Raw genomic sequence first — 23525 nt, 5'->3', positions numbered from 1 at the left:
GTCAGGCGTTACGGCGCGTCGTGCGTCGTTTCCCGTTTGATCTCGTCGTGGCGGCGTTCCATTTCCTGGCGCAGTTCGCGGCGCAGGCGCGCGGCTTCGAAGCGTTGCTTTTCTTCCAGGTTGCGCGGGGCCAGCGGCGGCACGGCGGTGGGTGCGCCGTTGTCGTCAACCGCCACCATCGTGAAATAACAGCTGTTGGTGTGGCGCACGAGCTTCTTGCGGATGTCTTCGGTGATGACCTTGATGCCGATTTCCATCGACGTGCGTCCGGTGTAATTCACCGCCGCCAGGAAAGTGACCAATTCGCCCACGTGGATCGGTTCGCGGAACACGACCTGGTCCACCGACAGCGTGACCACGTATTGGCCGGCGTAGCGGCTGGCACAGGCGTAGGCCACCTGATCCAGGTACTTCAAGATGGTTCCGCCGTGTACGTTCCCTGAAAAATTCGCCATGTCCGGCGTCATCAGGATGGTCATCGACAATTGGTGGCTAAAGGCGTCGTCCATGGCGGGCGCTCATCATTGAAAAATAAAACGCCTATGGTAGCGGCAGCCGCCTGTCACCGAGCCGTCATCTGGCCGCGTTCTAGGGTTTCTTCTCGGAAGGCTGGGCGGCGTTGGCGGCGGGGTCCACATTCAAATCCGCACCCGCCTGCGGTTGCGGCTCATCGCGCATCAGGGCGGGCGGCATCCACAAGCCGTCCAGCAAGGCGGGCTGCGGTTCGTACATACGCAACAACATCGTTACGGCGCCCGATGCCGGCAGCGGCAGCCAGTTGGCCTGGTCTTCGGGGGCGGGCGGCGTCTGGCTGAAATGCAGGTCCAGCGAACCATCGGCGTTGTAGCGCAACGGCTGGCGGTCGCCCAAGGTATGACGGCCAAGCATGTTGGCAACGGGCATGCCCTGGTTGTCGTAAGCGGCCAATGACCACAGCGCGCCGGCGGGCGGCAATTGCCCGCTTTCAAAGTGCATGAGGTAGCGCCGCGCGCCGTCGATCGGGGCACCCTGGTTGTCGGCGGACCGCAGCAGCACGGCCAGATCCTCGGGCAGGCTGGCGCCCGGCTGTGCCTGTGCGGCCAGCGCCCGGCGCAGGTACGCGTTGCCATACACGGCCACGCTGGCCGTTTCCTGTTGCCAGCCATTCAGATTGCGCAGCGTGGCCCCCGCCGCTGCCTGCATGCGCTCGCGTGCGGCGCGCAGCCCGCGTCGCATGCCTTGTTTGGCGGGATGGTCAAGCTTGTCGAAATCAAACGGACGACCGGCAATCAGGCCCGCCTGGCGCAGCTTGGCCAGGATAGGCTGGTCAGTCGCGTGCGCCGGGTTTTTGCGCAGCAGCTCGGCAGCGTAGGTGAAGAACGCATCGGTCGGCATGGACTCGACCTGCTCGCGCACGGCGATCTTCAGGTCCAGATTGGGGTCCGACTTCACCCGCTGCGATTGCGGGGGCAGGTTCCATTGCGACAGCGGCGTCAGCGCATAGCCGTCCTGCAAGGCGTTCACGGCGGCGAAGTCGGCGGGCCGGTCTGCCTGGATCAGCAGCTTGGCCAGGACGTGTGGGGTGGGCGCGTCGATGCGGGCCATGCCGGAGGGCAGCGTGCCGGTCCAGCCGGGCGGCACGATCACGGTGTTGGACTTGCCGGTGCCGGTGGTGCGCTTGCCCAACATGGCGAAGGCGTCGGTCCACATGTCCACCAGCGTCAACGAATACAGCCGGCCCTGGGTGTCGGGCACGGACAGCACGACGGGGCCGGCGGTCAGGTCGACCCAGCCGGTGCTGCGCAGCATGTCGGGGTTGGCCCACGGTGTTGCCGCGCCGGCGGGGGGCAGGCCGCGGCCATGCAGGAACGCGTTGGCCGCCGCGCCCCGCGCGCCTTGCGACGGATGCGTGAACTGGCGCCGGGTCAGATCCATCGTCACCAGCGGATAGAAATACAGGTAGCCATCCATGGCCGCTTGGTGAGCGGCTTCGGTCGCGGCGGCGGCGGGTGTCAGCCGCGCGGTTGTGGGCGCGGCCAGCGCGGTGGGGGCGGGCATCCCTGCCAGGCAGGCCAGGGACAAGGCCAAGGGAACAAAACGGCGCATCGGGCATTCCAACGGTCAAGCGTGAACGAGGAATGTAGCAGCCGCCAGACACTCCAAAATCTGCGAACAACTCCCATTTCGCCGCCAAATCGTCGCAAGCCGGGCTTTTATCGTGGCGCGCGACTTGGTCTTGCGAATATACTTATTGAAATATCCTTGGAAGTTGTAGGGCTTTTCCGCGTCGGACAAGCCATCGGCTTTCGTCATTCACCCGGAGAGGAGTGCTTCATGGTCAACATGAATCGCCGCCAGTTCTTCAAGGTGACAGGTGCCACCCTGGCAGGCTCTAGCCTGGCATTGCTCGGGGTAGCTCCCGGCACGGCCATGGCTGAAGTGCGCCAGTACAAACTTGCGCGCATGACTGAAACGCGCAACACCTGTCCCTACTGTTCGGTCGCCTGTGGCTTGCTGATGTACGGTCTGGGCGACGGCGCCAAGAACGCGCGCGCCAGCATCATGCACATCGAAGGCGACCCTGATCACCCCGTCAACCGCGGCACGCTCTGTCCGAAGGGCGCGGCGCTGATCGACTTCATCCACAGCCCCAACCGCCTGAAGTACCCGGAATACCGGGCACCCGGGTCGGACAAATGGGTGCGGATGTCGTGGGACGACGCGCTGACCCGCATCACCAAACTCATGAAAGCCGACCGCGACGCAAACTTCGTCGAGAAGACCGCGGACGGCAAGACCGTCAACCGGTGGCTGACCACCGGCATGCTGGCCGCCTCGGCAAGCAGCAACGAGGTGGGCTACGTTACGCACAAGACCGTGCGCAGCATGGGGATGTTGGCGTTCGATAACCAAGCACGTGTCTGACACGGCCCGACGGTGGCAGGTCTTGCCCCGACGTTTGGCCGTGGAGCGATGACGAACCATTGGGTCGACATCAAGAACGCGGACGTAGTGCTGATCATGGGCGGCAATGCCGCCGAGGCCCACCCGTGCGGGTTCAAATGGGTCACGGAAGCAAAGGCCCATAACAAGGCGAAGCTGATCGTTGTGGATCCGCGCTTTACGCGTTCGGCATCCGTGGCGGATTTCTACGCGCCCATACGCACCGGCACCGACATCATTTTCCTGGGTGGCGTCATCAAGTACCTGTTGGATCACGACAAGATCCAGCACGAGTACGTGCGCAATTACACCGACTTTTCTTTCATCGTTCGCGAGGACTTCTCGTTCGAGGAAGGCTTGTATTCCGGCTACAACGCCGACAAGCGTACCTACGACAAGGCCAGCTGGGACTACGAGCGCGGCGACGACGGCTTCGTCAAGACGGACCCGACGCTGGCGCATCCGCGCACCGTCTACCAGCTAATGAAGAAGCACTATTCGCGCTACACCGAAGACATGGTCGAGCGCGTGTGCGGCACGCCTAAAGACAAGTTCCTGAAAGTGTGCGAAATGCTGGCGTCCACCGCCAGCCCCACCCGCGCGGGCACGATCCTGTACGCGCTGGGCTGGACGCAGCACTCCATCGGATCGCAGATCATTCGTACCGGCGCGATGGTGCAGCTGTTGCTGGGCAACATCGGCATCGCCGGCGGCGGCATGAACGCGCTGCGCGGGCACTCGAACATTCAAGGCCTGACCGATCTGGGCCTGATGTCGAACCTGCTGCCGGGCTACATGACGCTGCCCAACGAACCCGAGCAGGACTACGCCAAGTACATCGAGACCCGCACGCAAAAGCCGCTGCGTCCGAACCAGCTCAGCTACTGGCAGAACTACAACAAGTTTCACGTCAGCCTGATGAAGGCCTGGTGGGGCAAAGCCGCCACGGCGGAAAACAACTGGGCGTTCGACTACCTGCCCAAGCTGGACAAGCTGTACGACATGCTTCAGGTCTACGAGCTGATGGTCCAGGGCAAGATGAACGGCTACATCGCGCAGGGTTTCAACCCGCTGGCGGCGGCGCCCAACAAGGCCAAGTTGAACGACGGTTTCGCCAAGCTGAAATTCCTGGTCATCATGGACCCGCTGGTCACCGAAACCTCGGAATTCTGGCGCAACGCGGGTGAGGCCAACGATGTGGACCCGTCCAAGATCCAGACCGAAGTCTTCCGCCTGCCCACCACCTGTTTCGCCGAGGAAGACGGCGCGCTGGTGAACTCCGGGCGCTGGCTGCAATGGCACTGGAAGGGCGCCGAGCCCCCGGGCGAAGCCAAGAGCGACATCGAAATCATGTCGCTGATCTTCACGCGCCTGCGCAAGATGTACCAGGACGAAGGCGGCACGTATCCCGACCCCATCGTCAACCTGTCCTGGCCGTACTCCAACCCGCAGAACCCCACCGCCGAGGAATTGGCCAAGGAATACTCCGGGCGCGCCCTGGTGGACCTGGTCGACCCCAAGGACCCCACCAAGGTCACCCGCAAGGGCGGCGAGCAATTAGCGGGCTTTGCGGAACTGCGCGACGACGGCTCCACGGCCAGCGGCTGCTGGATCTTCGCCGGCGCCTGGGGCCCTGGCGGCAACTTGATGGCGCGGCGCGACAACAGCGACCCCACCGGCATCGGCCAGACCCTGAACTGGGCCTGGGCGTGGCCGGCCAACCGCCGCATCCTGTACAACCGCGCGTCTTGCGACGTGGCGGGCAAGCCCTTCGATCCCCGCCGCAGCCTGATCGGCTGGAACGGCAAGATCTGGGCGGGCGCCGACATCCCCGACTTCAAGGGCGATGAAAACCCCGACGGCGGCATGGGTCCGTTCATCATGAACCCCGAAGGCGTGGCGCGCTTCTTCGCGCGCGCGGGCCTGGCCGAAGGGCCGTTCCCGGAACACTACGAACCCTTCGAAACGCCGCTGGGCTACAACCCGCTGTATCCGAAGGCCAAGGGCGTGACCAGCAACCCGGCCGCGCGCGTCTTCAAGGACGACCTGGCCGCGATGGGCACGGTGGACAAGTTCCCGTACGTGGCCACCACCTACCGTCTGACCGAGCACTTCCACTACTGGACCAAGAACGTCCGCATCAACGCGATTCTCCAGCCGGAGCAATTCGTCGAGATCGGGGACGCCCTGGCCAAGGAACTGGGCATTGCCAACGGAACGCGGGTCAAAGTGTCGTCCAACCGCGGCTACATCAAGGCGGTGGCGCTGGTCACCAAGCGCCTGCGCGCGTTGACCATCGAAGGCAAGACGGTGCACCACGTGGGTATTCCGATCCACTGGGGTTTCGTGGGCCTGGCCAAACCCGGCTTTTTGACCAACACCCTGACGCCATTCGTGGGCGACGGCAATTCCCAAACCCCGGAATTCAAGTCGTTCCTGGTCAAGGTCGAGAAGGCCTAGGAGAACCGACATGTCCATGCAATCCCTAGACATCAAGCGGCGCTCGGCCACCACGACACCGCCGCCCGGCATCCGTGAACCCATCACGGGTTCGGTCGCCAAGCTGATCGACGTTTCTAAGTGCATCGGGTGCAAGGCTTGCCAAAGCGCCTGTATGGAATGGAACGATCTGCGCGACGAGATCGGCACTAACGTGGGCGTCTATGACAACCCGGCCGACCTGACCGAGCACTCCTGGACCGTCATGCGTTTCTCGGAATACGAGAACCCCGCCGGGGACCTGGAATGGCTGATCCGCAAGGACGGCTGCATGCACTGCGAGGACCCGGGCTGCCTGAAGGCCTGCCCCTCGCCGGGCGCCATCATCCAATACACCAACGGCATCGTGGACTTTCACGAAGAAAACTGTATTGGCTGCGGCTACTGCATCACCGGCTGTCCGTTCAACGTGCCGCGCATCTCCAAGAAAGACCATAAGGCGTACAAGTGCACCTTGTGTTCCGACCGCGTGGCCGTCGGCCAGGAACCGGCCTGCGTCAAGGCCTGCCCCACCGGCGCCATTGTGTTCGGCACCAAGGAAGACATGAAGCAGCATGCCGAGGAGCGGATCGTGGACCTGAAGTCGCGCGGTTTCGACCAGGCCGGGCTGTACGACCCGCAAGGCGTGGGCGGCACCCACGTCATGTACGTGCTGCATCACGCCGACCAGCCCGGGCTGTATCACGGCCTGCCCCAGGACCCGAAGATCAGTCCCATGGTGTCGCTGTGGAAGGGCTTGGCCAAACCGCTGGGTGTGGCCGCGATGGCCCTGACCGCCCTGGCGGGATTCTTCCACTACGCCCGCGTGGGCCGGAACGAGGTGTCGGAGGAAGACGAACGCCGCGCCGAAGAGGAGATCCGCCATGACTGAAGACCACCGTCACCGTCGCATCAAGCGCTATTCGCCCGGCGAGCGCACCAACCACTGGATCATCGCCTTCACGTTCATCCTGTTGGCGCTGTCCGGGCTGGCGCTGTTTCACCCGTCGATGTACTGGCTGACCAACCTGTTCGGCGGCGGGCCCTGGACACGCATCCTGCACCCCATCATCGGGGTGGTGATGTTCGTCTGTTTCGTCGTGTTCGCCGGCCACATGTGGCGGCACAACCTGATGACACGCGCCGATCGCCAGTGGCTCAAGCAGCTGAACGACGTGGTCGAGAACCGCGAAGAAAAGCTGCCCGAAGTCGGCAAGTACAACGCCGGCCAGAAGCTGCTGTTCTACGTGCTGGTGTTGTGCATGCTGGGCTTGTTCGCCAGCGGTATCGTGATCTGGCGCGAATATTTCGCGTTCTATTTCCCGATCTGGGTGGTGCGGGTCGCGTCCGTGGTGCACGCCGTCAGCGCGCTGGTGCTGATCTGCTCGATCATCGTGCACATCTACGCCGCGATCTGGGTCAAGGGCTCGCTGACGGCGATGCTGCGCGGTTACGTCACGGCGGGTTGGGCGTGGAAACACCATCGTGCCTGGTTCCGCGAACAGATCCGGAAGTAGCGCCGGTTTTATCCTGATCGCACGGCTGCTATCCTTCTTCGAAGGCTGGCAGCCGTGTTTGTTTTTTTGGAGACGCAATTGCAGCGAATTCTTCCGCGCGGTGAAATCGAAGCGCTAGACCACAATGTCATCCCCCGCGTCAGCCTGCCTGAACGCGGCTCGATTTTTTCAACGCGTGCCGCACGGTTGCGGCAGTTGGCGTCCGACAGCCCGGTGGCCGACTACCTGCTGCTGATGGCGCATCTGGTCGACGCCCAGCATCGCGCCCTGCAGGACTGCGCCGCGCCCGGCGTATCCGAAGACCGGCTGTCGCTGGCGCAGGCGCATGGCATGCCGCCGCTACAGGCGGTGGGCTGGCCGCGCGACCCGATGTGGCGCGGCATCCTGGCGCGCCTGGTCGACGACGTGGCGCGCGCCCCGAGCGTGCCGGCCGAAGCCGTCCAGGTCTGCGCTGCCTTGCGCCGAGCGGTGGACGAAGACCCCGAGTCCCTCGAAGACCTGGCCGAAGCCGTGCTGGCCGAACAGGACCAGGGCGTGGACGGCGCCGCCGCGCCCTTCGTCATGGCCGCTCTGCAAGTCTATTGGACCGATCTGGCCAGCCGCTTCGACGCCAAGCAATTGCCCGTGGTCAGCCCCTTTGGCGTGTGCCCCGTTTGCGCCAGCCTGCCGGTGGCCAGCGTGGTGCGCGTGGGCGGTCAGTTCGAGGGCTACCGCTATCTGTGTTGCAGTCTGTGCGCCACGCAATGGCACATGGTGCGCGTCAAGTGCACGCATTGCGAAGACGTGGAATCGGTTGCGTACCAGGCCATCGACGGCCGGGCGCCCGCCATCAAGGCTGAAACCTGCGACCACTGCCACACCTATCGCAAGATCTTCTACCAGGACAAGGACCTGCACGTGGAGCCCGTGGCCGACGACCTGGCCAGCCTGATGCTGGACGTGCTGGTGGGCGAGGCGGGCTATTCGCGCGCCAGCGGCAACCCGCTGCTGTGGCATGGCAACGAGGGCTAGCCGCATGGCCAAGCTTCCGCCAGAAGGCGGCGCCGTCGCCACCGAGTCTGCCGCTGCTGAAACCGCCGCCGGTGGCGCTGCCGGCGTCGGGACTGTCGCCGCTGAAACCGCCGCCGCCGACACTGCCGCCGCTGCGTCCGACATTCCGCCGCTGGACCGCCTGTTGAATGCGGACGCGATGCGCGCCGCGCTGGACATGCACGGGCGCACGCAGGTCGTGGCGGCATTGCGGCGCCACCTGGACACGCTGCGACAACGCGCGCTGGCCGGCGGCTTGATGCAGCGCGAACTGAATGCCAGCACGGTGGCCTCCCGCGTGACGGCAACGCTGGACAAGGCCGCACAGCCCCGCCTGCGCGCGGTCTATAACCTGACCGGCACCGTGCTGCACACCAACCTGGGCCGGGCGCTGTTGCCCGACGAAGCGGTGGCCTCGGTGCTGCGCGCGCTGACCACGCCGGCCAATCTGGAATTTGATCTGGATACCGGTGGCCGCGGGGATCGCGACGATCTCATCGACGACCTGCTGTGCGAATTGACCGGCGCGGAAGCGGCCACCGTCGTCAACAACAACGCCGCCGCCGTGCTGCTGATGCTGAACGCGCTGGCCGACCGGCGCGAGGTCGTGGTGTCGCGCGGTGAACTCGTTGAGATCGGCGGCGCGTTCCGCATCCCCGACATCATGAAACGCGCCGGCGCCAAGCTTGTCGAAGTGGGCACTACCAACCGCACGCATGCCGCCGACTACGACGGCGCCATCGGACCGCGCACCGCGATGCTGATGAAGGTGCATTGCAGCAATTACGCCGTCACCGGCTTCACCAAGAGCGTCGGCGTGGCCGAGGTGGCGGCGCTGGCGCATGCCAAGGGCTTGCCAGCCACGGTGGACCTGGGCAGCGGCACGCTGGTGGACCTGACCCAATTCGGCTTGCCACGCGAGGACACGGTGCGCGACACCATCGCGGCAGGCGCCGACCTGGTCACCTTCAGCGGCGACAAACTGCTGGGCGGCCCGCAGGCCGGCCTGCTGGTTGGCCGCGCCGACCTGATCCGCAAGATCAAGAAAAACCCGCTCAAGCGTGCGCTGCGCGTCGGCAAGCTGACGCTGGCCGCGCTGGAGCCCGTGCTGCACTTGTATCGCGCGCCGGAATTTCTGGCCCAGCGCTTGACCACGCTGCGCCTGCTGACCCGGCCGCAACGCGATATCCAGCCGCTGGCCGAACGGCTGCGCAACGTGGTGGCGCATGCGGTGGGCGCGAGCTACGCCGTGCAGGCCGTCCCCATGTTCAGCCAGATCGGCAGCGGCGCGTTGCCGGTGGACCAGTTGCCCAGCTTCGGCCTTGCGCTGCGCTACACCGGCAGCGGGCGGCCCGGCCGCCATCTGGACAAGCTGGAAACCCGGCTGCGCGGCCTGCCCACGCCCGTCATCGGCCGTATTGCCGACGACGCACTGTGGCTGGACCTGCGCTGCCTTGAAGCCCGCGACGAAGCCGCCTTCACCGCGCAACTGTCGGAGCCGCTGGCATGATCATCGGCACCGCCGGGCACATCGACCACGGCAAGACCACACTGGTGCGCGCGCTGACCGGCGTAGACACCGACCGGCTCAAGGAAGAAAAGGCGCGCGGCATTTCCATTGAATTGGGCTATGCCTACACGCCGCTGGACAACGGCGACGTGCTGGGCTTCATCGACGTACCCGGTCACGAGAAGCTGGTGCACACGATGGCCGCCGGCGCCAGCGGCATTGACTTCGGCCTGCTGGTGGTGGCCGCCGACGACGGCGTCATGCCGCAAACGCGCGAGCACTTGGCCATCCTGACGCTGTTGGGCGTTGCGCGCGGCGCGGTGGCGCTGACCAAGGCCGACCGCGCTGACGCCGACCGCCTGGCCGCCGTGCGCGCCGATATCGCCGCGCTGACAGCGGGCACTTTCTTGGACGGCGCGCCCGTTCATGCCGTGTGCGCCACGCAGGCCGACGACGGTGGCACGGCACAGCTGAAAGACACTCTGCACCGCCAGGCACAGGACCTGCAACGGCGCGATGCCGCCGGCATGTTCCGGCTGGCGGTGGACCGCGTGTTTACGTTGGCCGGCCACGGCACCGTGGTGACGGGCACGGCGCATTCCGGCGTGGCGCGCGCAGGCGACGACGCGGCCGACCTGCGCCTGATGCCCGCCGGCACGCGTGTGCGGGTGCGCGGCATCCATGCGCAAAACCAACCCAGCGAAACCGGCGCGGCGGGCCAGCGTTGCGCACTGAATCTGGCGGGCATCGACAAGCACGCTATCGCGCGCGGCGACTGGATCGCGGACGCCCGCTGTTTTCTGCCGTCGCGCCATCTGGATGTGGCCTTGACGCTGCTGCCGTCCGCCGACGCGCCCTTGCGCGCGTGGGCGCCGTTGCACGTGCACATCGGCGCGGCGCGGCACGTGGCGCACGTCGTGCCGATCAGCGCCGAGACCTTGGCGCCCGGCAAGTCCGGCTGGGTGCAACTGGTGTTCGATGAGCCCGTCTGCGCCATGCCGGGCGACCGCTACATCGTGCGCAACGCGCAGGCCACGCGCACGGTGGGTGGCGGACGCGTGCTGGATCCGAACGCACCCGACCGCAAGCGCCGCGCCGCCGCTCGCAGGCTGGCGTTGCAGGCTCTGTCCGACATGCTGGATGGCGCTGGTTTGCCACCCGTGCTGGAGCACGCGCCGCTGGGCCTGGACGAAGCCGCATTGCAACGCCTGACGGGCATGCCGGCGCGCGACATCGACGCACCGCATGGCGCGCTGTGGGTGGAAACGCGCAACGCGCAGGCGCCCCGCACGTTGATCCTGGCCACGCACTGGCAGGCGCTGCTTACCCGCGTCGAACACGCGTTGGCATCCTTTCACCATGGCGCACCGGACGAGCCCGGCCCGGACAGCCCGCGCCTGCGTCGCATGGCGATGCCGGTGGGCCCCGATGCCATGTGGACCGCCGTGCTGGACGCGCTGCAACGCGACGGACGCGTGGCGCGCAACGGCCCGTGGTTGCACCTGCCGTCGCACACGTCCACGCTGGCCGACGACGAAAATGCGCTGGCTGCACGGGTGCTGCCGCTATTGAATGCCGGCGCGTTCGATCCGCCCTGGGTGCGCGACGTGGCGGGCACGCTGGCCGAACCCGAAGAACGCGTGCGCCTGTTGTTGCGCAAGCTGCTGCGTCGCGGCGAGGTGGCGCAAGTGGTCAAGGACCTGTTCTATCACCGTGATCAGGTGCGTGTGCTGGCAAGCATGGCGGCGGACCTGGCAAGCCAGGCGGGTGGGCTAAACGCCGCGGTGTTCCGCGATGCAACGGGCCTGGGACGCAAGCGCGCCATTCAGATCCTGGAGTTCTTTGATCGCGTGGGCTACACGCGGCGTGTGCGCGACACGCACGTGCTGCGTGGCGACAGCGCTTTTGCCTCGACGCAAGACGCGCCGCAGCCGGTATCATAGGCACCTTCGCCGCGGAAGGCATCCGTGCCCGGCGGCACGGCTGGGCTTCAAACCCAGTTGGGGGCGTCAGACGTTCCCAGGTAGGTTCGACTCCTGCTGCCTTCCGCCACACCTTCCGCCACACCTTCCGCCACGGCTTCATCCACGCACACCCGTACGCGCGCCTACCGCCGCAACATGCGCGTCACCACGGCCGTCACCCGTTCCGACTTCCAGTCCAGCTCGCCCAGGTGCCAATATCGAATCGACCCGCCCCGGTCCACCAGGTAGTTGGCCGGCAACGCGATGGCATCCCATTTCTTTGACGCCGCGCTATTGCGGTCGTGCATCACCGTGCCGGCAACCGGCGACTTCGCCAGAAAGGTCGAAACCTTGCCCAGCGCTTCGCCCACATTGACGGCCACCAGCCGCAGGCCTTCTTCACGATGCCGCTTGGCCATCGTGGACATCAACGGGATGGCGTCGCGGCAGGGTTCGCACCACGTGGCCCAGAAGCTGACGATGACCACGTTGCCGCGCCAGGCCGACAGCTTTTGCTCGCGCCCGGCAAGGTCGGGCAGCACCAGGGCGGGTGTGGGCAAGGTCCACGGCGCCCAGTCGGGGCCGGTGGCGGCCTTGAGCGCGGCGTCATCGGCGGCGCGCGCAAGTTTGGGCAGATACGGCAGGGCGGCCAAAGACAGGCCGGTTTGAAGCAGGCGGCGGCGGCTGATCAAGACGGCGTCCTTCGCAAAGGTCAAAGGGAAACGGGCTTGGATGGCGGGCGTCGCGCGGGTCATGCCCGGCATACCGCCACCGCGCGCGTCGCCGAAACATCATAGGGCGAAGGGCGGGCGCGATGCTATCCTTTTTCGATTGAGACCCGGAGACTGAAATGACCCACGATGTAGCGTCCGCGGCAGTGCCGCGTTTGACTTCGCTTTCGCACGGAGGCGGCTGCGGCTGCAAGATCGCGCCGGGCGTTCTGTCCGAACTGCTCAAGCGTTTCGGTCCCGCCGCCAGCTACCCCAACTTGATGGTGGGCACCGAGACCGCCGACGACGCGGCGGTGTACCGGCTTAATGACGAGCAGGCGCTTATCGCCACCACCGATTTCTTCATGCCCATCGTGGACGACCCGCACGACTTCGGCCGCATCGCGGCCACCAATGCGCTGTCGGACGTCTACGCAATGGGCGGCACGCCGATCATGGCGCTGGCCATCGTCGGCATGCCGATCAACGTGCTGCCGCACAGCGTCATCGCGGACATTCTGCGCGGGGGCGAATCGGTCTGCGCGGAAGCGGGCATTCCCGTGGCGGGCGGCCACAGCATCGATTCGGTCGAACCCATCTACGGTTTGGCGGTGATGGGCCTGGTGCATCCCAGCCGCGTCAAGCGCAACGCCGATGCGCGCGCGGGCGACGTGCTGATCCTGGGCAAGGCGCTGGGCGTGGGCATCTTGTCGGCCGCGCTGAAAAAGAACCAGCTGGACGAAGCCGGTTACCGCGTCATGATCGACACGACAACCCGCTTGAACCGGCCCGGCGCCGCGCTGGCCGCGCTGGACGGCGTGCACGCCGTGACCGACGTCACGGGCTTTGGTTTGCTGGGCCATGCGCTGGAAATGGCGCGTGGCGCAAAACTGACCGCGCGACTGAAGCTGGACGCGTTGCCCTGGCTGCCGGGCGTGGAAGCCTTGGCCGCCAATGGCGTCATCACGGGCGCATCAGGCCGAAATTGGGCGTCGTACGGCAGCGCCGTGCAGCTGTCCCCGGGCGTCACCGACGCGCAGCGCGCATTGCTGACAGATCCGCAAACCTCGGGCGGCCTGCTGGTGTCCTGCGCGCCCGAAGTGGCCGACGCAGTGCTGGCGCTGTTCCGCGAACAAGGCTTTGACCAGGCGGCCATCGTGGGCGAAATGATCGCGGGCGACGGGCAGGTGCAGGTCGGCTGAGTGCGCTTCAAGGCCCAATGCGAGCCGCCCCGGGGCTGCCCGAGGCAGCCTGGCGCTGCGGCATGCCGCGCCCGGCGTGCCCTGGGCCACAGCAGCGCAACCTTACGGCCGCGCTTGCGATTGCACCTGGTAATTGATCTGCCAGAGCATCAGTTTGGGATAGGCGGCCAGCCGCTCTTGTTGGGCGCGCTGCGTCGGCGTGGTGGGCTGCTCGGCGCCTAGCGCCAGGCCTTGCGCGTTGGCCCAGGGCAGGATCTTGCCCGGGCGGTCGCGCCGGTATGCACCGTCTTGCGTGATCGTCAGGTGCGGGTCGTTGATTCCGAAGCACCATACCGGGTCCGGCTGCGCCGCCAGCAGATCGCAGCCGGTGCGGTAGTAAGGCGTGGCCGGCAGGCTTAGCTGATACAGCGTCGGAAGTATGTCTTTGTGGCTGCCGACCCGGGCCGGGTCGAACACCGACCGGCCCCGGTACGCCTGCGGCACGTACAGGTAGAAGGGCACGGAGCGGGCCAACGCGGCTTCGCGCGCGTCTTGATAATTCAGGCCCTGCATATTGTGGTCGCCCGTGACGGCGATGATGGTGCGGGCGCCGCTGGCCGACGCTTTCACGCGCGTCAGGAAGCGGCCCAGCTGATCGTTGGCGTAGCGCAGCGTGTAGAACGCGTCTTGCACCGAGCTCCAGCTTTTGAAGTACGGCTGGCGCGTCACATCGGCCAGGTCCAGGCCGCTGTGCTGTGCGCCGTCGGGCGCGATGAAGGGGGGATGGTGCGTGGTGGACAAGGCGACGATGAACAGCGGCTGGCCATCCCGATCGGCATCGGCCAGGCGGCTTTCGATGTAGCGGAACATGTACTCGTCCGGTACGCCCCACGTGCCTGCCTGAGCTTGCGGGTACTTGGCGCGCAAGGTCTGCTGGTCGATGAATTCGTGGGCGCCCAGGTGGCTGGCGAAGGTGCCCAGGTTGCGCCAGGTGGCCGCGCCGGACGTGACGAACAACACGCGGTAGCCGCGCGCCAGATACGGTGCGAAGGCGTTGCTGGCGAAGGCGTCGTCGGCGGCCGACGATTGGCCGATGGCCGGCACCGGGCTGCGTACCAGCAGGCGCGCCAACGAATCAATCGTGCCATTGCCTTCCGACAGGAAGCGGTCAAAGCGCCAGTCCTGTTCCCAATGCGGCCGCAGTGCACCCAGCAGGTCGCGGCCCGGTTGGTCATAGGCATTGAGGTGGTGCCCCATGCTTTCCATGACTTGCAGCACAACATGCGGCGGCCACGCCAGGGCGGCAGGGTTGGCGCCGGTCACCGCGTTGAAGGGCGTCAGGTCGGGCTTGACCGGATGCCCAAGAAACCGTGCGTACAGCGCTCCGCCTTCGGCGGCCGTGGCGGGCAGGAAACGCTTGTCGTTGCCATGCTCGCGCAGTGCCCAGGAGAACGCGGAGATGCCGTTGGGCGCAATCGCGTTCAACAAGCCCATGGTCGAGATACTGGTGTCGTCCTTGTTCAGCGGAAACCGGCTCAGCGACCCCCGGCAGGCCAACACGGTTACGGCAACGATGAACAGTAGTTGCAGCGCGGTGGGAAGCAGCGCCCGCCGCCGCAACGGCAGGCTGAGCACGCGGCGCCGCCAGTGCGTGCCCAGCCACCAGGTGCAGGCCAGCACCGCCGACAGCAGCAGGCCGGCCTGCACCAGCGGATACCCGTGCCACAGCGTCATCAGGATGGCGCGGGTGTCGTCGTCGATCATGCCGAACACAAAGATATCGATCGATCGGGAAAACGTAGCGAAGTAACAGACGCTGACCACGGTCGAACCGGCGATCAACGCGGCCATGGCCGCCCCGACGCCCGGCGTCAGGCGCAGCCAGCGGGCATACAGCGGGCGGCTGCCCGCCACCAGCATCGCCGTCAACAGCAACGCCGAAAACGCGATGCTGGTGACCTTGATGTCGAACAGCAGGCCGATTCCCAGCGTGCGGCCCACGTCCTGCGGCAATGCGGAATAGGTGGCTGAAGGCGCGTACTTCACCAGCAGGTAGCTGCGTCCGATGAACTGCGCCAGGACGCTGACCAGCCAGGGCGCCAGAATCACGAGGAACGCGCGCTGCACGTTGTGAAACCAGTTTTGCCAGGTGTTGGTGTCGGTCAGGCGTAAACGCTTTATCTGCATCAGTGGGTCGGGGCTAGGCGAAAAACGGGGGTTGCGGCAATAAAGCACCCCTGGCCCGGGTTTGATGGGCCATCAGGGGATGAATGCATGATGGAACGCCGGCCCCGATTTCTGGGGTGCGGGGACCCCACAGGGCGCGCCGGAGTGGCTGGGATTGAACAGCGGCGGTCGTGGTTCGGGTTATGGCCGCTGTTCGCCATGCAGCGCGAACTGTACTTGAGCGGGACCCGAAATGTACAAAGGTTTGTATAGCTTTGTGAGTGGCGTGTACGAAGCGTGGCGGCGTCGGGTGGCCCGTGCTCAGCGGGGCGAGCCGGGGGGGGATTCGCCGGACAGGTCGCGCGCGGTCGTCGCCGCCTGTTGCATCAGCCACGCGGCGACCACATCGGCGTCGGCGGTGCCACGCCGCGCGTTGCGGACCAGCCAGTAAGCGTGTTCGGTGGCCAGGGCCGCCTGCTCGCCCACCGGTTGCAAGCGGCCGTCGGCCAGCATCGGCGCAATCAGCGCCAGCCGGCCCAGCGCAATGCCATGGCCGGCCAGCGCCGCCAGTACGATCTGGTCGTATTGATTAAAGCGCAGCATGCCCTTGGCGCGTGCCCGATTCAGGCCGCGCGCATTCAGCCATTCCGACCATTGCAGCCAGGGCCGGGTGGGGTCGTCGAATTCAAGCAACACGTGGCGTTGCAGCTCGCCCGCATCCAGCTCGCGGGCGTTCAGTGACGGGTGCGCCACGGGTACCACCGATTCCCCGAACATCCAGGCGGCGTTGTCCGGGACCCTGTCGCGCGGGCTGTAGCGGATGGCGATGTCGACGCTTTCGCGGTCGATATCGATCAGGCGGTTATCGGCCGCCACGCGCACGTCGATCTGCGGATGCGCCGCCTGGAAGTCGCCCAGACGCGGCAGCAACCACAGCGAGGCCACGCCGATGGTGGTGGTGACGGTGACGGGGGTGCGCCGCCCGGGGGCGCGCAGCTGTTCGGTCAAATCCCCCAGCTGGCTCAGCCACACGTCGGCCATGCGGAACAGCTGCGCGCCTTCGGAGGTAAACGACACGCTGCGAAAGCCGCGCACCAGCAGCGGCACGCCCAAGTGCTCTTCCAGCGCGCGGATCTGGCGGCTGACAGCGGACTGCGTCACATGCAGATCCTGCGCGGCAAGGGTGATGCTCATGCGGCGGCCCACGGCGACGAAGCCTCGTACGAGATCAAGCGGCGGGAGCTTTGCCAGTGGATATGACATTCGCGAAACTCATGCGTATCGGGCGGAAATGTTGCTTGAGCAATAGTACGCCCACGGCGTTCAATAGAAGGCCGCGACAAGCGCCAGCCGGGCCTTGGTCGCAGCCTTGTCCTGCCGGAGTTGCCTGATGAACGCGTCTTTGCCTGACTCGCCCCGCATGCAGATGTGGTTCGATTTCGCCAGCCCTTACAGCTATCTGGCCATCTTGCGCGTGCAGGCGCTGGCGGAAAGCGCGGGCGTGGTGGTCGACCTGCGTCCCTTTTTGCTGGGGCCGATTTTCCAGGCTCAGGGCTGGAACGATTCTCCGTTTCGCCTGTTTCCCGGCAAGGGCGCCTACATGATGCGGGACATCGCCCGCCTGGCCGACAAATACGGCATCACCTACAACCGCCCGCGTCTGTTTCCGCGCATGAGCGTGCTGCCGGCGCGCATCGCCTTGCTGGGCCAGGACGAACCGTGGTGCCGCGATTTCTGCGTGGCGGTGTTTCGCGCCAACTTCCAGGACGACCTGGACATCCAGTCCGAAGATGTGGTGCATGGCCTATTGCAAGACCTGTCCCTGGATGCCGATGCGCTGATCGCGCGCGCCAAGTCCGAAGCCGCCAAGGAAGCGCTGCGCCGTCAGGTGGACCGCGCGCGGGATCTGGGTCTGTTCGGCGCGCCCACCTTCTTTGCGGGCGGTGAAATGTTCTGGGGCAATGATCGCCTGGAGGACGCGCTGCAATGGGCGCGCGACCAGGTAGCCGCCCGCGACGTTGCTGTTGCCGACCAGGACAATTCCGTCAGCCCTTCGTAACGGGCGCCACGCGTGCCCATTCCTCGTCCGAGTACAGGCGCGATCGCAGCAGGAAGCGCTTGCCTTCCGCGCTGTCCAGCGAAAATGCCCCGCCGCGCCCGGGCACCGCGTCGATGATGAGCTGGGTGTGCTCCCAGTACGCAAACTGGTCCTCGCCCATGTAGAACGGGCAACCTTCCAGCTGGCCCAGCAGCACGTCCGAGCCCCCGACCATGAATTCGCCCTGGGCATAGCACATGGGTGAACTGCCGTCACAGCAGCCGCCCGATTGGTGAAACATCAGCGGGCCGTGCTTGGCGCGCAAGGTGTCGATCAGTTGGCGCGCTTCGTCGGTGGCGACGACGCGCGGGGTGGGGGCTTCCATGGGGGTGTCCTGTGTGGGCCGGCGGTTCGAAGGTGTCGCGCGCCAGGCCCGCAGGCCCGGCGCGCGTTGAAGCGCTGTCCGCGTCAGAAGAAACCCAGCTTCTTCGGCGAATAGCTGACCAGCAGGTTCTTCGTCTGCTGATAGTGGTTAAGCATCATCTTGTGATTTTCACGCCCGATGCCCGACTGCTTGTATCCGCCAAACGCCGCATGCGCCGGGTACGCGTGATAGCAGTTCGTCCACACGCGCCCCGCCTTGATTGCGCGCCCCATGCGGTAGCACGTATTGGCGTCGCGCGACCACACGCCCGCGCCCAGGCCGTACAGCGTGTCGTTGGCCAGCGCCAATGCATCGTCGGCGTCCTTGAACGTGGTGACCGCCACGACCGGCCCGAAGATTTCTTCCTGGAACACGCGCATCTTGTTATGGCCCTTGAACACCGTGGGCTGCACGTAGTAGCCGCCTTCCAGCCCGCCTTGCATCTGCGCGCGTGATCCGCCCGCCAGCACGTCGGCGCCTTCCTGCTTGCCGATGTCCAGGTACGACAGGATTTTTTCCAACTGCTCGGTGGACGCCTGCGCGCCCAGCATGGTGTCGCCGTCCAGCGGGTTGCCCTGCTTGATCTCGGCCACGCGCTTGAGGGCCCGTTCCATGAACTTGTCGTACAGCGATTCCTGGATCAACGCGCGGCTGGGGCACGTGCACACCTCGCCCTGGTTCAGCGCAAACATCACGAAGCCTTCAACCGCCTTGTCCAGAAAGTCATCATCTTGCGCCGCCACATCGGCAAAGAAAATGTTGGGCGACTTGCCGCCCAGTTCCAGCGTGACGGGGATGATGTTCTGCGACGCGTACTGCATGATCAGCCGGCCGGTGGTGGTCTCGCCGGTGAAGGCGATCTTGGCGATGCGCTTGCTGGAGGCCAGGGGCTTGCCGGCTTCCAGGCCAAAGCCCGTCACCACGTTCAGCACGCCCGGGGGCAGGATGTCGCCAATCAGTTCCATCAACAGCAGGATGCCCAGCGGGGTCTGCTCGGCGGGCTTGAGCACCACGCAGTTGCCGGCCGCCAGCGCGGGCGCCAGCTTCCACGCCGCCATCAGGATGGGAAAGTTCCACGGAATGATCTGGCCGACCACGCCCAGCGGCTCGTTGAAGTGGTAGGCCACGGTGTCGCTATCGATTTCCGACAGGCCGCCTTCCTGGCTGCGGATGCACGAGGCGAAATAGCGGAAGTGGTCGATGGCCAGCGGGATGTCGGCGGCGCGCGCTTCGCGGATCGGCTTGCCGTTGTCCCAGGTTTCGGCGGTGGCCAGGCGTTCCAGGTTGGCTTCCATCACGTCCGCGATCTGCATCAGCATGCGCGCGCGTTCCGCGGCCGGGGTCGCTCCCCATTTCGGCGCGGCGCGATGGGCGGCGTCCAGCGCCAGGTCCACGTCGCGTTCCTTGGAGCGCGCGTTGCGCGTCAGTACCTGGCCGGTGACGGGCGTGACGTTGTCGAAGTACTCGCCATCCGCCGGCTTTTGCCACTTGCCGTCGATGAAGTTGTCGTACTGCGTTTTCAGGTCCAGACGGGTGCCATACGTGTCCGGGGTGATGCGGGTCGCGATGTCCATGCTTGTCTCCGATTTTGTGGGATAGCGGCAGTCAGCTGCCTGCCTGGTATCAAGCAAGGAACATGCCAACGTGCGGGCTTCCCCGCTGGACAGCGCGCGCCCTCGCGTGCGAAAGTTGACTTCGCCGCGCCCGGACGGGCGTGCAACAGTTTTGCCCCTTCGAGATGTCGTTATTTGCGACGTTGTCGCGGAACAGGTGTCGCAGAAGCGCCTGTCCAAGGAGACACGCATGGCCAGTCAATCTCGTCAGCACGCGCTGACGCAAGCGCGCCTGCTGTTCAACCAGCAGGGCGCCGTGCCCGGCGGCATCGTTGCCGAGCCCATCCTGCGGTCCTGGCGCCGGTGCGCCGACCTGGGCTTCGACATGCGCGGCGTACGGCGTGCCGAACTCATGACGCAAGGCGAACTGCGCGAGGCCCAGCAGCGCAACGAAGCGCTGCGCCGCTTGTCGGAACCCGCCATGTCGTACCTGCGCCGCCAGGCGGGCGGCAGCGGCAATCTTGTGATTCTGTCGGATGCCCAGGGTCTGGTGCTCGATAGCGATGGCGACAGTGGTTTCGCCAGCCGCGCATCGCGCGTGGCGTTGATGCCCGGAGCGCCCTGGGACGAAGCGGCGGCGGGCACCAACGCCATCGGCACGGCACTGGTCGAAGGCCGACCCATTGCCGTGCATGGCGCGGAACACTATTTCGAACCGAATCGCATCCTGACCTGCGCAGCCGTGCCCATCACCGACAGCGAGGGGCGCACGCTGGGCGTGCTGGACTTGTCCAGCCAGGCGCGCGATGTCCGTCCCGATGTGCTGGCGCTGGTGCGCGCGGCCGTGGACGTCATCGAACATCGTTTGTTTGAACAGGCTTATGAACGCTACACGGTGCTGCGTCTGCACGACGCGCCCTGCGGCCTGGGGGCGCCCGGCGAGGGCTTGCTGGCATTCCAGGGTGATCTGCTGATCGGCGCGAACCGTCGTGCGTTGCAGGCATTGGGGCTGGCGCCGACCGCGCTGGGCGTGTATCGCTACGCCGACCTGTTCGACGGTGAACTGGAACGCTGCCCGGACACGTCCGGCCGTGTGCTGGCGCGCTCGGGCGTTGGCTACCACGCACGCTTGCGTCAACCGCGCTCGCGGCCGCCGCAGCCCACGGCGCCGGCTCTGCCCGCTGCTACCGTCCGGCCGGCGGCGCCCAGCTTCGATGCCGCCACGCTAAGTGCGCTGGCGCGTGCGGTGCACCTGTCGGACGCGGGCGTTTCGATTTTGCTGCAAGGCGAAACGGGCGTGGGCAAGGAGGTGTTTGCCCGCGAACTGCATGCGCGCGGCAAGCGCGCGGCCGGGCCTTTCGTGGCGGTCAATTGCGCGGCGCTACCCGAAAGCCTGATCGAATCCGAACTGTTTGGCTACGAGGATGGCGCCTTCACCGGGGCGCGCCGGCAAGGCAGCAAGGGCTTGCTGCGCCAGGCGCACGGCGGTGTGTTGTTCCTGGATGAAATTGGCGACATGCCGCTGCTGCTGCAATCGCGCTTGCTGCGCGTCCTGCAAACGCGTGAAGTGTCACCGCTGGGCGCGGCGCGGCCGGTGCCGGTGGATTTTGCGCTGGTGTGCGCCACGCATCGCCCGCTGGCGCATGAAGGATCCGATGCGCCGGTGCGCCCGGACCTGTATTTCCGCATCGCCGAATACACGGTCACGCTTGAGCCGCTGCGTGCGCGCACCGATCGCCTGGAATTGCTGCGCGCGTTGTGGGCAGCGCAAGGCCCGGGGCCGGTGCTGCCGCCGTCGATCGAAGCCCGGCTGGCCGCGTATTCCTGGCCGGGTAATTACCGGCAATTGGTGGCGGTGTTGCGCACCTTGCATGTGTTGGCGGGGCCGTCGGGCGTGGTCGATGTCGACATGCTGCCTGCCGAGTTGTTGCAGTCGCCCGCTGCGACCCGCTCGCCAGACGGCCCGACCGCGCCGGATAGCGGCGTGGGGGATCTGCAATCGATGACAGATGCGGCAATACGCGACGCGCTGGTCGCGCATGGTGGCAATGTCAGCCGCGCGGCGCGCGCGCTGGGCGTGCACCGCAGCACCGTGTACCGGCGCGCGGGCAATGTGGTTGTGCCGCGTTCGCGATAGCGGCGCGGCGGGTTCGCAACAGCGCCCGCGCGGCCTGCGGGCGCCGGTGCGTTGGTCCGTTCCTTACCCCATCAGGCGCGCGAGTTCCGCGCCTGGATCCTTGGCGCGCATGAACGCTTCGCCTACCAGGAAGGCGTTGACCTTGTTGTCGCGCATCAGCTTGACGTCTTCGGGTTTGAGAATGCCGCTTTCAGTGACGACGCGCTTGCCCGCCGGAATGTTGGGCAGCAGGTCCAGCGTGTTCTTCAGGCTGGTTTCGAAGGTGCGCAGGTTGCGGTTGTTGATGCCCAGAAGCGGCGTCTTCATCGTCAGCGCCATGTCCAGTTCGCGGGCGTCGTGCACTTCCACCAGCACGTCCATGCCCAGTTCCATCGCCAGCGTTTCGTAGTCGCGCAGTTGCGTCGGCGTCAGCGCGGCCACGATCAGCAGCACGCAGTCGGCGCCCATCGCGCGCGCGGCGATGATCTGGTAGGAGTCGATCACGAAGTCCTTGCGCAGCACCGGCAGCGAGCACGCCGCGCGCGCCTGGCGCAGGTGGTCGTGCGAACCCTGGAAGAACTGCACATCGGTCAGCACCGACAGGCAGGCCGCGCCATGCACGGCATAGGACGAGGCGATGTCGGCGGGGGCGAAGGTGTCGCGCAGCACGCCCTTGGAGGGCGAGGCTTTCTTGATTTCAGCGATGACGCCGGCCTTGCCTTGCGAGATCTTGTCTTCGATGGCTTGGGCAAAGCCGCGCACGTCCTGGCGCGCCTGCGCTTCACGCAGGACTTCGGCTTCGCTGCGCATCTGGCGGGCGGCGGCGACTTCCTCTACCTTGACGGCGAGGATCTTCGCAAGAATATCGTTCATTTCTGGAATTTCCGGGTATATGCGCAGAATTCTTCCAGCTTGGCTCGCGCCGCGCCGGTGGCGATCATTTCAAATGCTAGCGCTAAGGCTTCGGGAATGGAATCGGCTTTATTGCCGGCGTAGATGGCAAGTCCTGCGTTCAGGGCGACGATGTCGCGGGCCGTGCCCTCGACATTTTCCAGCGCCTCGATGACAAGTTCGCGTGATTGCTCGCGATTGGACACCTTGATGGACCGGTTGGACATCATGGATAGCCCGTAGTCTTCGGGATGGATTTCATATTCCCGTATTTGACCATCTTTCAGCTCGCCCACCAGCGTGGCCCCGCCCAACGACGCTTCGTCCATGCCGTCCTTGCCGTGCACCACCAGCACGTGGCGCGAACCCAGGCGTTCCAGCACGCGCACCTGGATGCCGACCAGGTCGGGGTGGAACACGCCCATCAACTGGTTGGCGGCGCCGGCCGGGTTGGTCAGGGGGCCAAGAATATTGAAGATGGTGCGCACGGCCAATTCCTTGCGGACGGCAGCCACGTTCTTCATGGCCCCGTGATGCGCGGGCGCGAACATGAAGCCGATGCCGGTGGCCTGGATGCACTCGGCCACTTCCTCGGGCGACAGGACCAGGTTGGCGCCCAGCGCCTCCAGTACGTCGGCGCTGCCGCTGGACGATGACGCGCTGCGATTGCCGTGCTTGGCGATCGGCACGCCGGCCGCCGCCGCCACGAACATGGCGGTGGTCGAGATGTTGAACGTGTGGCTGCCATCGCCGCCCGTGCCGCACATATCCAGCAGGTCTTGCGGATTGGGCGTGACCACGGGCGTGGCGAATTCACGCATGACCTGCGCGGCGGCGGTAATTTCGCCGATGGTTTCCTTCTTGACGCGCAGGCCCATCAAGAGCGCGCTGGCGATCTGCGGCGACATTTCGCCGCGCATCAGCATGCGCATCAGATGCAGCATTTCGTCGTGGAAAATTTCGCGGTGTTCAATGCAGCGCGTCAGGGCTTCGGTGGGGGAAATGGTCACGATGCGTCCTTCTTGT

At 66.0% G+C, this 23525-nt stretch carries 18 protein-coding genes and 1 tRNA gene; 10 read left to right on the top strand and 9 right to left on the bottom strand.

From position 1 onward, the window contains the following. Positions 1–8 precede the first annotated feature (8 nt). Both V6F88_RS23230 and V6F88_RS23225 read right to left on the bottom strand, forming a co-directional pair. Positions 9–509, bottom strand: coding sequence for an acyl-CoA thioesterase (locus tag V6F88_RS23230; RefSeq protein ID WP_332612546.1), 501 nt, complete (start codon positions 507–509; stop codon positions 9–11). Positions 510–588: 79 nt separating this feature from the next. Then, entirely contained in the window at positions 589–2085 is a 1497-nt protein-coding gene (locus V6F88_RS23225) for a DUF1254 domain-containing protein (RefSeq protein WP_332612545.1), read from the bottom strand. Between the two features lie 228 nt (positions 2086–2313). Between V6F88_RS23225 and fdnG the strand changes: the two genes are divergently transcribed. The 7 genes from fdnG (at position 2314) to V6F88_RS23190 (ending at position 11508) form a co-directional block, all read left to right on the top strand. Further along, on the top strand, positions 2314–5382 hold the full coding sequence (gene fdnG / locus V6F88_RS23220; RefSeq protein ID WP_332612544.1) for a formate dehydrogenase-N subunit alpha: 3069 nt from the start codon (positions 2314–2316) through the stop codon (positions 5380–5382). 10 nt (positions 5383–5392) lie between these two features. After that, on the top strand, positions 5393–6292 hold the full coding sequence (gene fdxH / locus V6F88_RS23215; protein WP_046805599.1) for a formate dehydrogenase subunit beta: 900 nt from the start codon (positions 5393–5395) through the stop codon (positions 6290–6292). Continuing rightward, complete coding sequence (locus tag V6F88_RS23210) at positions 6285–6917, top strand: formate dehydrogenase subunit gamma (protein ID WP_046805600.1); 633 nt, start codon at positions 6285–6287, stop codon at positions 6915–6917. The genes fdxH and V6F88_RS23210 overlap by 8 nt, the downstream gene beginning before the upstream one ends. Positions 6918–6995: 78 nt before the next feature. Further along, positions 6996–7928 carry a formate dehydrogenase accessory protein FdhE gene (gene fdhE / locus V6F88_RS23205; protein WP_332612541.1) on the top strand — a complete coding sequence of 311 codons (933 nt, stop codon included), beginning with the start codon at positions 6996–6998 and terminating at the stop codon, positions 7926–7928. 4 nt (positions 7929–7932) lie between these two features. Beyond that, a complete protein-coding gene (gene selA / locus V6F88_RS23200) occupies positions 7933–9456 on the top strand; it encodes an L-seryl-tRNA(Sec) selenium transferase (RefSeq protein ID WP_332612540.1) in 1524 nt (507 codons plus the stop codon). Next, positions 9453–11399 (top strand): selenocysteine-specific translation elongation factor, encoded by a 1947-nt coding sequence (gene selB, locus V6F88_RS23195; RefSeq protein ID WP_332612538.1) that lies wholly within the window; start codon positions 9453–9455, stop codon positions 11397–11399. The genes selA and selB overlap by 4 nt, the downstream gene beginning before the upstream one ends. A gap of 13 nt (positions 11400–11412) precedes the next feature. Continuing rightward, positions 11413–11508, top strand: a tRNA-Sec gene (locus V6F88_RS23190). Between the two features lie 55 nt (positions 11509–11563). On the opposite strand, the gene V6F88_RS23185 is transcribed toward V6F88_RS23190, so the two are convergent. Continuing rightward, a complete protein-coding gene (locus tag V6F88_RS23185) occupies positions 11564–12112 on the bottom strand; it encodes a TlpA family protein disulfide reductase (RefSeq protein WP_442880382.1) in 549 nt (182 codons plus the stop codon). Between the two features lie 158 nt (positions 12113–12270). Between V6F88_RS23185 and selD the strand changes: the two genes are divergently transcribed. Continuing rightward, positions 12271–13332 carry a selenide, water dikinase SelD gene (gene selD, locus V6F88_RS23180; protein ID WP_332612535.1) on the top strand — a complete coding sequence of 354 codons (1062 nt, stop codon included), beginning with the start codon at positions 12271–12273 and terminating at the stop codon, positions 13330–13332. Positions 13333–13434: 102 nt separating this feature from the next. Here the strand turns inward: selD and V6F88_RS23175 are convergent, their stop codons facing one another. Both V6F88_RS23175 and V6F88_RS23170 read right to left on the bottom strand, forming a co-directional pair. Continuing rightward, entirely contained in the window at positions 13435–15498 is a 2064-nt protein-coding gene (locus tag V6F88_RS23175; protein ID WP_332612533.1) for an LTA synthase family protein, read from the bottom strand. Between the two features lie 300 nt (positions 15499–15798). Further along, positions 15799–16740, bottom strand: coding sequence for a LysR substrate-binding domain-containing protein (locus tag V6F88_RS23170; RefSeq protein WP_332612531.1), 942 nt, complete (start codon positions 16738–16740; stop codon positions 15799–15801). Positions 16741–16867: 127 nt separating this feature from the next. Here V6F88_RS23170 and V6F88_RS23165 point away from each other — a divergent pair, with 127 nt between their 5' ends. After that, a complete protein-coding gene (locus V6F88_RS23165) occupies positions 16868–17536 on the top strand; it encodes a 2-hydroxychromene-2-carboxylate isomerase (RefSeq protein ID WP_332612529.1) in 669 nt (222 codons plus the stop codon). Here the strand turns inward: V6F88_RS23165 and V6F88_RS23160 are convergent. Continuing rightward, positions 17523–17900, bottom strand: a complete 378-nt coding sequence (locus V6F88_RS23160; RefSeq protein ID WP_332612527.1) for a DUF779 domain-containing protein — start codon at positions 17898–17900, stop codon at positions 17523–17525. The two genes, V6F88_RS23165 and V6F88_RS23160, sit on opposite strands and share 14 nt — an antisense overlap. Before the next feature lie 83 nt (positions 17901–17983). After that, positions 17984–19513 (bottom strand): aldehyde dehydrogenase, encoded by a 1530-nt coding sequence (gene adh, locus V6F88_RS23155; protein WP_332612524.1) that lies wholly within the window; start codon positions 19511–19513, stop codon positions 17984–17986. Between the two features lie 229 nt (positions 19514–19742). Between adh and V6F88_RS23150 the strand changes: the two genes are divergently transcribed. Further along, the gene (locus tag V6F88_RS23150; RefSeq protein ID WP_332612522.1) at positions 19743–21629 is read left to right on the top strand and encodes a sigma-54-dependent Fis family transcriptional regulator; all 1887 of its coding nucleotides are present in this window, start codon (positions 19743–19745) and stop codon (positions 21627–21629) included. Between the two features lie 63 nt (positions 21630–21692). Here V6F88_RS23150 and trpC read toward each other — a convergent pair whose 3' ends face one another. Then, positions 21693–22481, bottom strand: coding sequence for an indole-3-glycerol phosphate synthase TrpC (trpC, locus tag V6F88_RS23145; protein ID WP_332612520.1), 789 nt, complete (start codon positions 22479–22481; stop codon positions 21693–21695). Continuing rightward, complete coding sequence (gene trpD / locus V6F88_RS23140; RefSeq protein ID WP_046805611.1) at positions 22478–23509, bottom strand: anthranilate phosphoribosyltransferase; 1032 nt, start codon at positions 23507–23509, stop codon at positions 22478–22480. Before trpD ends, trpC begins: the two co-directional genes overlap by 4 nt. Positions 23510–23525 lie beyond the last annotated feature (16 nt).

The organism is Achromobacter sp. ESBL13, from assembly GCF_036668755.1.
Lineage (GTDB): Bacteria > Pseudomonadota > Gammaproteobacteria > Burkholderiales > Burkholderiaceae_B > Achromobacter.
This window is presented reverse-complemented; position numbering and strand designations above follow the sequence as displayed.